This is a genomic window from Pseudomonas sp. MF6767 (genome assembly GCF_016405475.1).
In the GTDB taxonomy this organism is placed as follows: Bacteria; Pseudomonadota; Gammaproteobacteria; order Pseudomonadales; family Pseudomonadaceae; genus Aquipseudomonas; species Aquipseudomonas paracarnis.
Genome location: NZ_JAEKCY010000012.1, coordinates 119,736 through 136,250, shown reverse-complemented (window position 1 = coordinate 136,250; position 16,515 = coordinate 119,736). Strand labels below are relative to the sequence as shown.

General features: G+C 60.2%; 10 protein-coding genes and 2 riboswitches. Of the genes, 6 read left to right on the top strand and 4 right to left on the bottom strand.

The genetic code is table 11. The annotated features are described in order from the left end of the window. Position 1: 1 nt before the first annotated feature. On the bottom strand, positions 2–1,063 hold the full coding sequence (gene cobW, locus JFT58_RS19375) for a cobalamin biosynthesis protein CobW (protein ID WP_014718278.1): 1,062 nt from the start codon (positions 1,061–1,063) through the stop codon (positions 2–4). Between the two features lie 93 nt (positions 1,064–1,156). Further along, positions 1,157–1,356, bottom strand: a riboswitch (cobalamin riboswitch). A gap of 41 nt (positions 1,357–1,397) precedes the next feature. After that, positions 1,398–1,611, top strand: a riboswitch (cobalamin riboswitch). A 97-nt stretch (positions 1,612–1,708) separates the two neighbouring features. Between cobW and JFT58_RS19370 the strand changes: the two genes are divergently transcribed. The 4 genes from JFT58_RS19370 (at position 1,709) to cobM (ending at position 3,819) form a co-directional block, all read left to right on the top strand. Beyond that, entirely contained in the window at positions 1,709–1,897 is a 189-nt protein-coding gene (locus tag JFT58_RS19370; protein ID WP_003190735.1) for a CbtB domain-containing protein, read from the top strand. An 11-nt stretch (positions 1,898–1,908) separates the two neighbouring features. After that, complete coding sequence (locus JFT58_RS19365; RefSeq protein WP_054897515.1) at positions 1,909–2,613, top strand: CbtA family protein; 705 nt, start codon at positions 1,909–1,911, stop codon at positions 2,611–2,613. Next, complete coding sequence (locus tag JFT58_RS19360; RefSeq protein ID WP_054897514.1) at positions 2,610–3,002, top strand: cobalamin biosynthesis protein; 393 nt, start codon at positions 2,610–2,612, stop codon at positions 3,000–3,002. Before JFT58_RS19365 ends, JFT58_RS19360 begins: the two co-directional genes overlap by 4 nt. A gap of 70 nt (positions 3,003–3,072) precedes the next feature. Continuing rightward, a complete protein-coding gene (gene cobM, locus JFT58_RS19355) occupies positions 3,073–3,819 on the top strand; it encodes a precorrin-4 C(11)-methyltransferase (RefSeq protein ID WP_054897513.1) in 747 nt (248 codons plus the stop codon). Between the two features lie 213 nt (positions 3,820–4,032). Here cobM and nfuA read toward each other — a convergent pair whose 3' ends face one another. Continuing rightward, positions 4,033–4,617 (bottom strand): Fe-S biogenesis protein NfuA, encoded by a 585-nt coding sequence (nfuA, locus tag JFT58_RS19350; protein WP_003190728.1) that lies wholly within the window; start codon positions 4,615–4,617, stop codon positions 4,033–4,035. Between the two features lie 3,306 nt (positions 4,618–7,923). Here nfuA and JFT58_RS30825 point away from each other — a divergent pair. Then, positions 7,924–9,183 (top strand): SET domain-containing protein, encoded by a 1,260-nt coding sequence (locus JFT58_RS30825; protein WP_371264144.1) that lies wholly within the window; start codon positions 7,924–7,926, stop codon positions 9,181–9,183. A gap of 17 nt (positions 9,184–9,200) precedes the next feature. Here the strand turns inward: JFT58_RS30825 and JFT58_RS19340 are convergent, their stop codons facing one another. Together JFT58_RS19340 and JFT58_RS19335 are read right to left on the bottom strand one after the other, a co-directional pair. Then, positions 9,201–10,223: an acyltransferase family protein gene (locus JFT58_RS19340; protein WP_054897511.1), complete on the bottom strand. Its 1,023-nt coding sequence runs from the start codon at positions 10,221–10,223 to the stop codon at positions 9,201–9,203. Positions 10,224–10,305: 82 nt separating this feature from the next. Beyond that, the gene (locus tag JFT58_RS19335) at positions 10,306–12,597 is read right to left on the bottom strand and encodes a fatty acid cis/trans isomerase (protein WP_054897510.1); all 2,292 of its coding nucleotides are present in this window, start codon (positions 12,595–12,597) and stop codon (positions 10,306–10,308) included. A gap of 167 nt (positions 12,598–12,764) precedes the next feature. Here JFT58_RS19335 and metH point away from each other — a divergent pair, with 167 nt between their 5' ends. After that, complete coding sequence (metH, locus tag JFT58_RS19330) at positions 12,765–16,475, top strand: methionine synthase (protein WP_054897509.1); 3,711 nt, start codon at positions 12,765–12,767, stop codon at positions 16,473–16,475. Positions 16,476–16,515 lie beyond the last annotated feature (40 nt).

Genomic DNA, 16,515 nt, shown 5'->3' with positions numbered 1-16,515 from the left:
GTTAAACGCTGAGGGCAGCGCGCAATTGCGCTTCGAGGCCAGCGGCGTCCAGTTCCTGGCCGATCAGCACCAGGCGCGTGGTGCGTGCTTCGTCAGCGCCCCAGGCACGGTCGAAGTGTTTGTCAAAGCGCGTGCCCACGCCCTGGATCAGCAGGCGCATCGGTTTGTTGGGGATCGCGGCGAACCCTTTCACCCGCAGGATGCCGTGCTGCACCACCAATTGGGTCAGGGCGTCGAGCAGCAGCGCCTCATCGGCTTGGGGCAAGTCGATGGAGATGGAGTCGAAGGCATCGTGATCGTGGTCGTCTTCACCTTCGTGGTGATGGTCGTGATGGCTGTGACGCCCGTCGATATGTTCCTCGGAACCGGCGCCCAGGCCGATCAGCACGTCCAGAGGCAGGCGACCGCTGCTGGCTTCGATGATCTTCACCGCGGCCGGCAGTTCTTCGGCGACTTCCAGGCGCACGCGGGCCAGGTCTTCGGCGCTGATAAGGTCGCTTTTGTTGAGGATCACCAGGTCGGCGCTGGCCAGTTGGTCGGCGAACAGCTCATGCAACGGCGACTCGTGGTCCAGGTTCGGGTCAAGTTTGCGCTGGGCGTCGACCTGGTCCGGGAAGGCGGCAAAGGTACCGGCGGCCACGGCCGGGCTGTCGACCACGGTGATCACCGCGTCAACGGTGCAGGCGCTGCGGATTTCCGGCCACTGGAAGGCTTGCACCAACGGCTTGGGCAGGGCCAGGCCCGAGGTTTCGATGAGGATATGGTCCAGGTCACCGCGACGGGCGACCAATTCGCGCATCACCGGAAAGAACTCTTCCTGCACCGTGCAGCACAGGCACCCGTTGGCCAGTTCGTAGACGCGGCCATTGGCTTCTTCTTCGGTGCAACCGATAGAACACTGCTTGAGGATTTCACCGTCGATGCCCAGCTCGCCGAACTCGTTGACGATCACCGCAATGCGACGGCCCTGGGCGTTGTCGAGCATATGGCGCAACAGCGTGGTTTTGCCCGAGCCAAGGAAGCCGGTAACGATGGTGACGGGAAGTTTGGCCAGTGTTTTCATCGAATGCCCTTTGGGGCGGGCATACGGGACGACAGGCCCTGCGGCGGCGCGCAGCAGCGGATTTCGTCACCGGATCACCCCGCCCGGTTGAATTGGAAAATCGGTTGCGAGGCAGGTCTCCTGGCTTGGGGTGTGCAGGTCTTGCGACCAACGCTGACTGCGCCTTCCCGCCCTATCGGCAGTGGCGTGGCAGTCAACTGAACCCTTCACAGTTGCGGGGGCAGCCGCGGCTTGAACCGCGTTCCCTTCTTAGCTTCGGCCTGGGCCGAAGAACCTCGAAGGTGCAAGGCTACAGTGGCTTGCAGCATTTGACTACCGTCCCGGCCCATGCTCTCCTACACGCCTTGTTTCGGGTGCCCTTCACAGGGTGAAACGGGAAACCGGTGCGTCATAGACCTATGACCAGTCCGGTGCTGCCCCCGCAACGGTAAGCGAGCGAAGCGTCACGGCCACTGTGCTTTATGCATGGGAAGGCGATGCTTTCAGGAGGACTCTTTCAAGAGCCGCCCCTCGCAAGCCCGGAGACCGGCCCGAAAAATTCAGATAACAAACCCGCGGTGGGCGGGCGCTGTTCAGAACCCTGCGTGCCTGGCGCGTGGGGTTTTCATGCGCTCGTTTCACCCTGACACCTGAAAGGGACGCGCCATGTCGATCATCAGCAGCACTTCGCACACCGCTACTAGCACCGCCACCCTCAGCCAACGCCTGACCGCCGCCATCGGTGCGTCGATACTCGGCGCGTGTTTGGTGTATTTCGCCGGGTTCTCGCATATCGAGGCGGTGCACAACGCCGCCCACGATACCCGCCACAGCGCCGCGTTCCCGTGCCATTGAGAGCTGCCGACATGATCAAGCGTATTGCGCAAACCGCAGGGTTCACTGGGCTTTTGGCTGCCTTGCTGCTGACCCTGCTGCAAAGTTTCTGGGTGGCACCGCTGATCCTGCAGGCGGAAAGCTTTGAAAAAGCCCCGCCAGCCGCTGAAGTGGTGCACGAGCACGCCGCTGGCGCTGCTGCCCACAGCCACGATGCCCAAGCCTGGGAGCCGGAAGATGGCTGGCAGCGTGTGTTGTCCACCACTGGAGGCAACCTGGTGGTGGCCGTAGGCTTTGCACTGATGCTCGCCGGCCTCTACACGCTGCGTGCGCCGACCCGCATCGCCCAAGGCCTGCTCTGGGGCCTGGCCGGCTACGCGACCTTTGTACTGGCACCCACCCTGGGCCTGCCACCGGAACTGCCGGGCACTGCGGCGGCTGACCTGACGCTACGCCAGACCTGGTGGATCGGTACCGCAGCCTCCACCGCCGCCGGCCTGGCGCTGATCGTGTTCGGCCGCAACTGGCTGTTGAAAGGCCTTGGGCTGGCGATCCTTGCCGTACCCCACGTCATCGGCGCTCCGCAACCTGAGGTACATTCAATGCTGGCCCCGGAGGCGCTCGAAGCGCAGTTCAAGATCGCCTCGCAGTTGACCAACGTCGCCTTCTGGCTGGCCCTGGGCCTGATCAGCGCCTGGTTGTTCCGCCGCAACGGCGACGACCAATACTCGGCATGATGCTGGTTGTCGGTTTGGGCTGCCAGCGTGGCTGTGAGGTTCACAGCCTGCTGGCGTTGCTGGACGGAGCCCTGGCCGCGGCAGGCATTGATCGCTCACGCATAACTGCGCTGGCAAGCATTGATCGCAAGCGCGATGAACCTGGGCTGCTGGCGCTGGCCCAGCGGTTGAACCTGCCCTTGCAGTGCTTCAGCGCCGAGCAACTGGCGGGCTATGAGCATCGGCTAAGTCATCGCTCAACGCTGGCGTTTGCCCATACCGGCTGTTATGGGGTGGCCGAAAGCGCCGCCCTGGCCCTGGCGGAGCACCTGTCCAACGGCCCCGCGCGCCTGCTGATCACCCGCCAGAAAAGCGCACAGGCCACCATTGCATTAGCCTGCGCGGGCTAAAATCCCGATAATTGCCGCTTTTGAGCATGAGCCGTGTTCATGCTCACCCGTTTCTGAACAGGACTTCTCCATGACCGTCTACTTTATCGGCGCCGGCCCCGGCGACCCGGAATTGATCACCGTCAAGGGCCAGCGGCTGATCCGCAGTTGCCCGGTGATCATCTACGCCGGCTCGCTGGTGCCCGCCGCCGTACTGGAAGGTCATCAGGCGTTCCAGGTGGTCAACAGTGCCGAGCTGCACCTGGAACAGATCATGGAGTTGATCAAGACGGCCCATGCCAAAGGCCAGGATGTGGCGCGGGTGCACTCCGGCGATCCCAGCCTGTATGGGGCGATTGGTGAGCAAATACGCCATTTGCGTGAGCTGGGCATCCCTTTCCAGATCATTCCAGGGGTCACGGCGGTCGCGGCGTGCGCGGCCTTGCTGGAGACCGAACTGACCCTGCCGGACATCGCCCAAAGCGTGATCCTGACCCGTTACGCCGATAAAACCAGCATGCCGCCCGGTGAAGACTTCGACAGCCTGGCGCGACATGGCACCACGATGGCGATTCATCTGGGGGTCAATCATCTGCAGAAGATCGTTGCTGAACTGTTGCCGCACTATGGCGCAGACTGCCCGATTGCCGTGGTACACCGTGCCACCTGGCCGGATCAGGATTGGGTGGTCGGTACGCTGAGTGACATTGCCAAGAAAGTCGCGGCGAAGGGGTTTCGGCGGACAGCGTTGATTGTAGTGGGCCGGGTGTTGTCCAGTGACAGTTTCAGCGAGTCGTCGCTGTACCGCGCAGGGCATGCGCACCTCTACCGCCCCTGAAGCAATGCGAACAACAATAATGTGGGAGCTGGCTTGCCTGCGATGGCGGTGTAACAGTCAGCGGGTCGGATGACTGACACACCGCCATCGCAGGCAAGCCAGCTCCCACACTTGATCTGCTTTGTCAGATATATTTTGCAACTCTCTGAATTTAAATAATAAAAAACGGCGCTCACGGGGCGCCGTTTTTTATGCTCGCAGTGAACACCTTACTCAGTAGTAGGCGTTTTCTTTCTGCGTGTGGTCGGTCACGTCACGTACGCCCTTGAGCTCCGGGATGCGTTCGAGCAGGGTGCGCTCGATACCTTCGCGCAGGGTTACGTCCGCCTGGCCGCAGCCTTGACAGCCGCCGCCGAACTTCAGTACGGCAATACCGTCATCCACCACGTCGATCAGGCTCACCTGGCCGCCATGACTGGCCAGCCCCGGGTTGATCTCGGTTTGCAGGTAATAGTTGATGCGCTCATTGACCGGGCTGTCGGCGTTGACGTTCGGCACCTTGGCGTTGGGGGCCTTGATGGTCAACTGGCCACCCATTCGGTCGGTGGCGTAGTCGACCACTGCGTCGTCAAGGAAGGCTTCGCTGAAGGCGTCGATATACGCGGTGAAGCTTTTGAGCCCCAGCGCGGTGTCTTCAGGCTTTTCTTCGCCGGGCTTGCAATACGCGATGCAGGTCTCTGCGTACTGGGTGCCGGGCTGGGTGATAAAGACGCGGATGCCGATACCTGGGGTGTTCTGCTTGGACAGCAGGTCAGCCAGGTAATCGTGGGCGGCGTCGGTAATGGTTATGGCAGTCATGGAAACTCCTCACAGGCTTGCCCGCAGTTTACGCCAAATTATTACGCAGGTACAAAGTCCTAGTATTTTTGTCGGGAAAGACTTGTCTCTGTTGACCTGACGCATCGTGACACCTGGCCATTTCTGCGAAAACCTGTGCCTACCTATATAGCCCCCCCGCAAAACCCGGCTCAATAGAGTGAATCCTCTTCGACTACGGATTGTGAGGATTGAATGAATAACGCGTTGCAGAGTTTCTATTTCAAGGGTTTGCCGGAACAGCAAGCGCATCTGGACCATCTGATTGATTTCGTGACGGCACAAAGCTCGCTGACGGCATCCGCCGCCGAGGTGTACTACTCCCCGCCGCACAACAGCGAACTGCATCGCGAATGCAAGGAAGCCTTTCGTGTCTTGGCAAAGCTGGAAGCCGATGAAGACTTTCAGCAGTTCCTGCGGGAAAAGCCCGAACCAGATGCTTCCATTCTCGGCCGGGACTTTCTTTACGACCTGCTCTCCACCATGCTCAGCAGCGTGCGCGCACCGATACCCGACCCTGCCGAGACGTTCAGCATCGCCGACCATTCGGTGATCCTGCGCCATATACCCACCTATTGGTACATCGACGCCGACGTGTTGCTGGATATCAACCGGCGTGTGGGTAACGGCCTTAAAAGTGATGGCTCGGTGCGGTTTGACCTGGTGCTCAAGTATTACTCGATCATCCCGGCACAGCCCAAAACCCGCGAACAGTGGAAAGCGGTTCTCGCTGGCTTGCAGGAACACCACACTCTGAGAAAACTCGGACACGAAGGCGACCTCAGCGATTTGCAGCACTTGCTGGATGCGCCTGCCGACCAGAAAATCAAAGAGGTTATCCGCCAGATCGAAACACAAACACGTCAATCGCTGTTCCGTCATGTATTGCCCGAAACATTTACCGCCTCACAACAGGACATGCTCACCACCACCCCCACCGTGCTGCTTGAGCAATTGCTCAATAGCCCCGATAACCTGGCGCTGGGCGAACGGATCGCCAAGGCCTTGGACTGGTATGGCAGCCAACAGGACGAAATCTGCCCAGACCCGGTACGGGTGAAATTACTGTGGCGCGCGCTGTGGCTGACGATCATCCCCAACCCCGACTCGCCGGTGGATAACGAATTGAAGTTATTCATCTCGCCGGGGGCATCTTATAGGACGATCCGCCAACACCTGATCAGCCGCTATCACCACGACTTGTCGATCAGCACTGACGCAGCGCTATTGGCCGTGTGCGTGATCAAGGCCAATGTCGCCAGTGAAGTGTGGGTGGCCGATATTCCCGATGACCTGCCCTACGCTGCAACCAGTACCTGGGTCAATTTCAGAAGCGGCTTTCTGCTGGCCGAAACGATTGCACCTGGTTCATCGCGCCACATGAGTTTCGAACAATTGCTCAACCTGGCGGCGGAACACTTTCGCGCCAGTGGCGATGACATCAAACAACAGGCACTGGTCGCAGCGGCCAAATTGGCCCCCACCGTGCAATGGGCACAGGCCAACGGCCTGATCGCCAACCGATCGTCGGGCCACTCCCGCGACGAGCTCACCCAGGCCGTCACTGCACTGGAGCAGCATGAATATGAGATGTTCAACGCGGTTCAGAACCTCAAACTCAAGCTGCCCAGCCGTTGGCGCTTTGCCTCGGACACGGAGTACGACAAAGCCTTTCACGAAGCCCTCCAGGTGCCGAGAAACGCCTATAAGACCTTAATCCAATCACTGCTTGCCCACCTGGGCAGCGCGACTCTGAATGTGGATCAGGACGAGATCACCGTGTATTCATTAAGAGAAGCCCTGAAAAAGGTGCCCATCGAATATGAAACCAAAGCCAAGACCGATGCCATTCGTTACCGGACAGGTTTTATCCTACGCATCGTCAAGCCCCGCTCGCCCTTCCATGCCATTTACATCGAGGTATTCCCCTTCGCCGGTCTGCTGCGTCGACGTAAAGACCTGCAAAGCCTACCGCTGAACGGCAAAGTGGTAGAGCTACGCGACGCCATGAGCTGGTGCAAATACCGATTGGCCACCGACGTGCCATTAGATCGCGAGGCCTACCGCGAGAACAAAGCGCCCAGACCAGGCAAAAAAGCCGAGTTGATCGTTGAACAAGTCGGCGAGACACTGCCTGCCATCGACGCAGGGCCGCGTATCCAATCGTTCGCGCCCAACACGCTGTATGCGCCGCGCAGTGAAACCCTGGCGAGCATGATTGCCCGCGAGCTGTTTTTCTGCGACGAACAGGCCCTGCTGGAAAAAACCCGTAAAGCCACACGGGAAGTAGACATCCCCGCTGAGGTACTCGAAGACTTGGCGTTCTGGGGCAAGATATTTGTGCCGTTCTGGGGCGGCATCGACGACATCGCTTCCGGCGATCCTCAGCGCATCAAATCCGGCGTCGCCAGCCTGTTCATCGACATCGTGGCTTTCGCGCTGCCGGTGGGGCGGTATGTGGCTGGCTCGACTCGCTTGCTCATCCAGGCGGGTAAAACCGGGCTACGCCTGGCATTGCCTAAACTGGCGAAACTGACCGGAAAACTGGTGATCGCCACACTCCAGGAACTCAACCCCCTGGCCGCCCTACCAAGCCTGCTCAGGCTCGCGCGCTTTGGTTTGCTCAAGCTGGGCCACAAACTGATGCGCCATGCACAACGGGGTATCGCCCAACTGCGAGATGGGGCGATCGCCGCAAGGCATATGCGCTCGGTCGACCCTGACAGCTGGAAGCCGCTGCAGGCGGGCGATCAACTGTTTACCGTGGACGGCTTCGCCAATGTCCCAATGCGCAACGTCGGCAGCCTCGAGGCGCCGGATTATCGCTTGATCGATACCGCGTCCAACCAAGCCTTCGGGCCGCGTTTTAGAGAACCGATCACGGTCATCAGCAACAGCAGCCCGTTGATCCGTCAGTACGCGGTTGACCCAGAGTTGATCAGAGGCCTCAAGCCCGACGCGCGCGGTATCTTCTCCCGGGCGGACTACAACCAGAAGTTCATCTGTAATGTCGATGACAAGGGCAAAATCGCGGTGTACCAGATCCGCGACAACTCCTATGGGTTCATTCAGGAGGCCGCCACGAGCGCCGACAACAGCTTTTCTATCGTGCTGGTCAATCCGAGGACCAACCGGGATTCGTCGATCACGCTGTCGTCGGTGGAACCCGGTCATTGGTATTCAGGCCCGATCAAGCTCACGGGCGGCGCGACGGATGCGCCAAGCGTTGTAACGCCCTCAGTGCTGTTGAAATGGACCGAAGCCAGTGAAGACGCCCTGAAAAAAACCATGGACAAGTTCGTCAGCACTTACAACCTGGACCCCAGCGCCTTTCGGCAGTTCGTCAACAGCCGCAACACCCTGACACCTCGGGGGCTAAAGATGCTAGACCGCGCGGGAACCGCCCGCACCAGCGTCACTTACGAGCATATGGAGCACTGGAGCAAGGCGTCCCAGCGCGAGCGCAACAACCTCACCCTTGAGGGCTTCGCCGCCGACCATAACCTGGACCCGGTGGCCCTTGCCGAGCATGTAAACCTTGATGGCACCTATAGAGCGGCAGGCAAGGTACTGGCCAAATACGCCAGGGGTGAACAATTCGACGACCTGAAACCCGAACACCTGCAAGAGTGGAACAAGCACTACAACGCCCCCAATTCAAGGGTGTCCATGCACGCATTTGTCGAGCAGAACAACCTCAATCCGGTTATCTGGAGCAACTACGTCAATGACAATGGCAGCATGACCCGCGCCGGTAGAGAAAGGTGGCTGTTCGGACAGAGAAGCCCGCTGGACGAGCCTGTGGCCAGGAAGCGGCCTGCGCCGCCCACCGCAAGCAGCTCAAAACGTCCGCGCCTGGAGGACGACACCGCAACCACGCGGCGCCGATCCACTTCAATCACCGCGTCTTTTGATCATAAAATCAACAATAATGCGCCAATTCTGCAAGACCCCAACGACGTCAGGCGCAGCTTGACCCTTGAACTTGAAGGTCCGTTGCAAAACATAGAGATCACCGACGCCAACCAGTTTTTTGACGAGTTCACAGGGCTGCAACACGTCGAAGTCAAAGAGGCTGCAACCAAGAGTATCCGCGACTGGATCTCTAAAGAAGGCAACCATCATCGCAAACTCGATCGACTGCTGGAGGTCAGGAAACTGGCCGAGGGCCCGGAGCGTGGCCTGTCGGTGGTGGCCCGAACCGATATAAAACGTTTTGATGTCATTGGGCCGTACACCGGCAAGGTGCACTTGAATCAAGCCTCGCTCAATACCGAGATACTGGAAAAAGGTGAAGCGGCCGTCGGCACGTATTTATTCCAAACCCACACTCATGGCGCGACTATCAGCGGCCACGGTAACAGCAATACGCTGAGCCTGATCAATGCGGTCAAGGTGCCCAACCTGCCCGACGTTGGCATCGAAAATGTCGGCGCCCTGTACGTAGGCAAATACATGGTGTTTATAGTCGCTTGGCGGGACATCCCTGCCGGGACCGAGTTGCTGATGGACTATGGGAAAGCCTACTGGAAGTACGTGAGGCCCTGAGCCGCCAAACAGCAGTCCTAATGCTTTTGCCTTATGGGTAACGCATCATCAATGCCAAACCAATGTTTGAGCCTGCGATGCGTAGCCTGCTCCAACACTTGATAACTGGCCAAGGCGCCCAGCGCAATGACGGCGATGCACACCGGTATCATTGCGTAGGGGTCTATTGCCCTGTGTTCGATGGCCCAGCGCCCAGCACACAGCACCAGTACGTGAAGCAGATAGACCGAGTAGGAGCAGTCCCCCAGCAGTTTTATCAAGCGCGAACCATGGAAGTAAGGCTCCAGCGCCACACAACTGATCACTAACACGGCGCTGGGCACTCCCCATTCCAATACTCGGGGTACATCCGCGCCGTGGTAAATCGCTGCCAATGCCGCGACGACACCCAGCAACGCCAGCCAAGGCCTGGCTCGGCACAGACCGCGGCGGTAAAGTATGCCGATTGCCATGCCCATGAGAAATTCCAGAGCAATGTCATTACGGTAAAACCCATCGGCCAAGTCAAAGGCGGGGCCAATGACGTAGCACAGCAGATACAGCAGTACCGCCACCACCCAGAGCCTATAGGCTTCACGCACCAGCAGCGCAACAGCAAACAGGCAGTAGAACAGCATCTCGAAATTCAGTGTCCAGCCCACATCCAGCAGTGGATACACGCCGTAGCCCGCCGGGTTTTGCGCGGGAATAAAGAGCATCGACAGGAGCGCATGACCCAGTTCTAGCTGAACGTCTGGAAACATCCAGGGCATGACCGTGACCAGCACAGCCAAAAGCACGGTATAGAACCAGTACGCCGGAGCAATCCTGGCCACGCGCATCAGCATGAAGCGCCAGGGCGTGAGCGCTTTATCGGCGCTCGCGAGGAAAATCACCAAGCCACTGATGACGAAGAATACGTCCACCCCGGCGCCGCCCTTTTCGACCAACAGGTCCTCGAAGGCGTTGTGGGCCTCGAAGTTGAAAAACAGCTGCATGACATGGTGACCCACCACCACCCATGCAGCCAACGCGCGCAACAACTGCACTGAAATCAGCATCGGCCTACCCCTTTCCAATCTGTAGGTAAATATCCGACTGCTTCAGCCCCACATGGAGAAATGACCGGATCAATGCACTTCGTTATAGGTTCTCATAGCGGTTCATGTCCAATACACCCTCTTCCACCGGCGTGGTTTCGCGGATGTACTGCGACAAGTCGTGGAAATACTGCCAGAACAACGGATGGCTGCGCCGCACACCCCAGCGGTCGACGATTTTCTCGAAGCTCTTGGCGTCCTTGGCCTGCTCCATCAGCGCGACAAACTCAGGCACTTGCCGGGCCGGTATATTGAACATGAAGTTCGGGTAGCTGCTGAGCACGCCAGGGTAAATGGTCACAGTGTCCAGGCCCGGCTGATAGCGATACGCCTCTCCCAGCAGGAACGCCACGTTACTGTGGGCACGGTTGCGCAGCAGGCTGTAGACCTCGCGCTTGCCGCTGGCAGTTTCGATGCGCAGCATCGTGGCTTCGGGCAATTGCTCGATCACCTTGAGCCCTGCCGCCGGCCGCGAGGTCAGGCGGCTCAGCGCTTGTTCGGCATCCTGCAAGGCCGGGTCGATGCCGTCGCGGGAGCAGAACGCGCCGCTGCAGCGGTTGATCGGGTCGGGGTTGGCGTTCAGATGGCCGTAGCGGGTCAGCAACTGGTTGGCGAAGTCACGCTTGGGGTCTTTTTCGCTCAGGTGCAAACCACTGGCCTTGTCATCGTCAATCGCTTCGTAGTCCAGCCACAGCTTGAGCTTGCCGCTGTTCTGGTACCAGTCGTCCATGAAGTCTTCGCGGGTGTCGGCGGGCATCAGGCGCAGGAAGTTCTGCTCGGCACCGTTGCGGATCAGGTCGAAATACAGGCGGGTCTGGGCCTGGTGCGAGACGTTGCCAAACACATCGAAATTCACCGCCAACTGGTAATAGGTGCGTTCCAGCAGTGGGTAGTCGAACAGCCACATCGTCTGCGGAACCTCGCCAATCAGGCCCTTGGTCACCGAAGCGCTGTCGAAATGGCGGAAAATGCTCAACAAGGCATTGTCATTGCCCGCCCACAATGTCGACCAGCTCGGCGCCGGCAGGTCTGCATAGTTGTCACGGCGCAAGGCTTCGTACTGGTTGCGCTTGTCGCGATAGGCCAGCCACAGGCTCAGCACACTGCCCACGTCGTCATTCTGCCCGGGCATGGCCAGCAACGGCGTGGCCTGGCCGCGATAACGCGCATCGGTGACGTACAGATCGTGGTCGGGGTCCTGGAACAGCGTCCAGAAGTTATCGCGGATCACGTCCGTAGCGATCTGCCCACGGCACACCGGCCCGCGAATGAAGGTACGCACGAAGTACTCAGCGTTATCGAGCATGAATTGGTAACGCGCTTTAGCCGGGATGGCTTCGAATGTCGCGAACGGGTTGGCGCGGCTGCCGGGGCCGTAGCCTGGCAAGGCCGTGACTTGCCAGTCGGCGGCGTAGAACAATGCCTTGATCCGCGCCATCTTCGCCGCGCTGAAGGGGTAAGTGATGTGGGTTTTATGCACGACCACGCCCTGCACCGGCCACAGGCGGTAGTACACCTGGGTGCCGGGGTCGTCGTTGGGGCGACGGGTGGCGATCAGGTCAATCGGCTGGCCACTGGGCGTACGCGAACGCACCCACTGGAAATAATGCCCCGGCTCGCCGTTCTCGAAATAGATATGCGCCAGGAACAAATGCTCGAACAGCCAGCGCGCCACCAGGCTTTCCCGGGCGCCCGGCTGGTTGAACAGGTTTTCCCACTGTTGCACTTGCAACGCTTCCCTGGCGCTCGGCGCCAGGCCCTGCTCGTCAATCGGCGCGCCGGAGGCCAGCCAGCGTTGCAAAGTCTGGTACTGCTGATCGGTCAGGCCGGTGACCGCCAGCGGCATGCCTTCCTTGGGGTGAGCGCCGGCATAGGCATTGAACTCGCCGGGCGTTGCGCACATATTTTCGCGGTTGAGCCCCAGCACAATGTTGTCGGGCAGCTTGGCATTGGGCGCCAGCGGCGCGTTGTGCCCCAGCTCCAGCATGCGCGCCATCAGCGCAGCCTGGCTGCCCTGGGCGTCCAGCACCGAATAGAAGCCCTTCTGCTGCCACGCCTGCTTACCGAATGCGTCATAAAACAACCGCGTAGTTGGCGTGGCCTGGCTGCGCTCGCCGTCATACACCGGCATTTTGCTTGCCCCGCGTGCGGCGCCCTCGGCGCTCCCGAGGTTGAGCTGGCAGGCGGAGTCGTAGCAGGCGTGGCAGGCCACGCATTTCTCGGTGAAGATCGGTTGGATATCGCGGGTATAGGAAATCGCCGAAGCGGGACCCTCTGCCTGCGCAGTACTGGCTATCAAGGCCAGGACGGCGCTGACGATCAAACGAAGTGACATGTATCGGGTCCCGATTCAAGGCGTGCGGTCTGTGAAATGGCGGTGATTCTACCGGGCCATGACCGCCAGCAACATGAGCGATATTCATGCACAACCCGGACATGCTCCAAATCGGCACAGGTTTGCTATGATTCACGCCCTCCGTAATGCCTGACCAGAGTAGTCCCATGCCCGATCGTAGCGCTCGCCTGCAAGCCCTTCACCAAGCCCTCAAGGAACGTATCCTGATCCTGGACGGTGGCATGGGCACGATGATCCAGAGCTATAAGCTCGAGGAGCAGGACTACCGTGGCAAACGCTTCGCCGATTGGCCAAGCGACGTCAAGGGCAACAACGACCTGCTGGTGCTGACCCGCCCGGACGTGATCGGCGGCATTGAAAAAGCCTACCTGGACGCCGGCGCCGACATTCTTGAAACCAACACCTTCAACGCCACGCGTATCTCCATGGCCGACTACGGCATGGAAGAACTGGCCTATGAACTGAACGTGGAAGGCGCACGCCTGGCGCGCAAGGTGGCCGACGCCAAAACCCACGAGAACCCGGCCAAGCCGCGTTTTGTCGCCGGTGTACTGGGCCCGACCAGCCGTACCTGCTCGCTGTCGCCGGATGTGAACAACCCCGGCTACCGCAACGTGACCTTCGATGAGCTGGTGGAAAACTACACCGAAGCCACCAAGGGCCTGATCGAAGGCGGCGCCGACCTGATCCTGATCGAAACCATCTTCGACACCCTTAACGCCAAGGCCGCGATTTTCGCCGTGCAAGGGGTGTTCGAGGAACTGGGCGTGGAACTGCCGATCATGATCTCCGGCACCATCACCGACGCCTCCGGCCGTACCCTGTCGGGCCAGACCACCGAAGCGTTCTGGAACTCCGTGGCCCACGCCAAGCCGATCTCGGTCGGTTTGAACTGCGCCCTTGGCGCCAGTGAACTGCGCCCCTACCTGGAGGAGTTGTCGAACAAGGCCAACACCCATGTGTCGGCGCACCCCAACGCCGGTCTGCCCAACGAATTCGGCGAGTACGACGAACTGCCGTCAGAAACCGCCAAGGTTATCGAAGAATTCGCCCAAAGCGGCTTCCTGAACATCGTCGGCGGTTGCTGCGGCACCACGCCGGGGCATATCGAAGCCATCGCCAAGGCCGTGGCCGGTTACGCGCCGCGCCCGATCCCGGACATTCCCAAGGCCTGCCGCCTGTCGGGCCTGGAGCCGTTCACCATCGACCGCAGTTCGTTGTTCGTCAACGTCGGCGAACGTACCAACATCACCGGCTCGGCCAAGTTCGCCCGCCTGATCCGCGAAGACAACTACACCGAAGCCCTGGAAGTCGCCCTGCAGCAGGTGGAAGCCGGCGCCCAGGTGATCGACATCAACATGGACGAAGGCATGTTGGATTCGAAGAAGGCCATGGTGACCTTCCTCAATCTGATCGCCGGCGAGCCGGACATCTCCCGCGTACCGATCATGATCGACTCCTCCAAGTGGGAAGTGATCGAAGCGGGCCTCAAGTGCATCCAGGGCAAGGGGATCGTCAACTCCATCAGCATGAAGGAGGGCGTAGAGCAGTTCATTCACCACGCCAAGCTGTGCAAGCGCTACGGCGCGGCAGTGGTGGTGATGGCGTTCGACGAAGCCGGCCAGGCCGACACCGAAGCGCGCAAAAAAGAAATCTGCAAGCGCTCCTACGACATCCTGGTCAATGAAGTGGGCTTCCCGCCGGAAGACATCATCTTCGACCCGAACATCTTCGCGGTCGCCACCGGCATCGAAGAACACAACAACTACGCCGTCGACTTCATCAACGCCTGTGCCTATATCCGCGACGAACTGCCGTATGCGCTGACCTCCGGTGGCGTGTCCAACGTGTCGTTCTCGTTCCGCGGCAACAACCCGGTGCGCGAAGCGATCCACTCGGTGTTCCTGCTGCATGCGATCCGTGCGGGCCTGACCATGGGTATCGTCAACGCCGGCCAGTTGGAGATCTACGACCAGATCCCCGCCGAGCTGCGTGACGCCGTCGAAGACGTAGTACTCAACCGCACACCCGAGGGCACCGACGCCCTGCTGGCGATTGCCGACAAGTACAAGGGCGACGGCAGCGTCAAGGAAGCCGAGACCGAGGAATGGCGCGGCTGGGAGGTCAACAAGCGCCTGGAACATGCGCTGGTCAAGGGCATCACCACGCACATCGTCGAAGACACCGAAGAGTCGCGCCTGTCGTTCGCACGCCCGATCGAAGTGATCGAAGGCCCGTTGATGTCGGGCATGAACATCGTTGGCGACCTGTTTGGCGCCGGCAAGATGTTCCTGCCCCAGGTAGTGAAATCCGCCCGGGTGATGAAGCAGGCGGTGGCGCACTTGATTCCGTTCATCGAGCTGGAAAAAGGCGACAAACCCGAAGCCAAGGGCAAGATCCTGATGGCCACGGTCAAGGGCGACGTGCATGACATCGGCAAGAACATTGTCGGCGTGGTGCTGGGTTGCAACGGCTATGACATTGTCGACCTGGGGGTGATGGTACCGGCGGAGAAGATCCTGCAGGTGGCCAAGGAGCAGAAGTGCGACATCATCGGTCTATCCGGCCTGATCACGCCGTCTCTGGATGAAATGGTGCATGTGGCCCGCGAGATGCAGCGCCAGGATTTCCACCTGCCGCTGATGATCGGGGGCGCCACCACCTCCAAGGCGCACACGGCGGTGAAGATCGAGCCCAAGTACAGCAATGACGCGGTGATCTACGTCACCGACGCCTCCCGCGCCGTGGGCGTGGCCACCCAGTTGCTGTCCAAGGAGTTGAAGGCCGGCTTCGTCGAAAAGACCCGTCTGGAATACATCGACGTACGTGAGCGCACCTCCAACCGTAGTGCACGCACCGAGCGCCTGAGCTACCCGGCGGCCATCGCCAAGAAGCCGCAGTTCGACTGGAGCAGCTACACCCCGGTGGTGCCAACCTTTACCGGCGCCAGGGTACTGGACAATATCGACCTCAACGTCCTGGCCGAGTACATCGACTGGACGCCGTTCTTCATCTCCTGGGACCTGGCCGGCAAGTTCCCGCGCATCCTCACCGATGAGGTGGTAGGTGAAGCGGCTACCGCGCTGTATGCCGATGCCCGGGAAATGCTCAAGAAGTTGATCGACGAGAAACTCATCAGCGCCCGTGCGGTGTTCGGTTTCTGGCCGACCAACCAAGTGCAGGATGACGACCTGGAAGTCTACGGCGACGACGGCCAGCCTATTGCCAGGCTGCACCACCTGCGCCAGCAGATCATCAAGACCGACGGCAAACCGAACTTCTCCCTCGCCGACTTCGTCGCCCCCAAGGACAGCGGCGTGACCGATTACATCGGTGGGTTCATCACCACCGCCGGCATCGGTGCCGAGGAAGTGGCCAAGGCTTACCAGGACGCTGGCGATGACTACAACTCGATCATGGTCAAGGCCCTCGCCGACCGCCTGGCCGAAGCCTGCGCCGAATGGCTGCACCAGCAAGTGCGTAAAGAACACTGGGGCTACGCCAAGGACGAGCAACTGGACAACGAGGCGCTGATCAAGGAGCAATACAGCGGCATCCGCCCTGCCCCCGGCTACCCGGCGTGCCCGGATCACACCGAAAAAGCCCAGCTGTTCCAACTGCTCGACCCCCAAGCCCGCGAAATGCACGCTGGTCGCAGCGGCGTGTTCCTCACCGAGCACTACGCAATGTTCCCGGCGGCAGCGGTCAGCGGCTGGTATTTTGCCCACCCACAGGCGCAGTACTTCGCCGTGGGCAAGGTCGACAAGGATCAGGTCACCAGCTACACGGCACGCAAAGGCCAGGACCTGAGCGTGACGGAGCGTTGGCTGGCGCCGAATCTGGGCTACGACAACTGAGGTAACGCTGCTAGTGGCTGCGGTAACCGTTTACCGCACC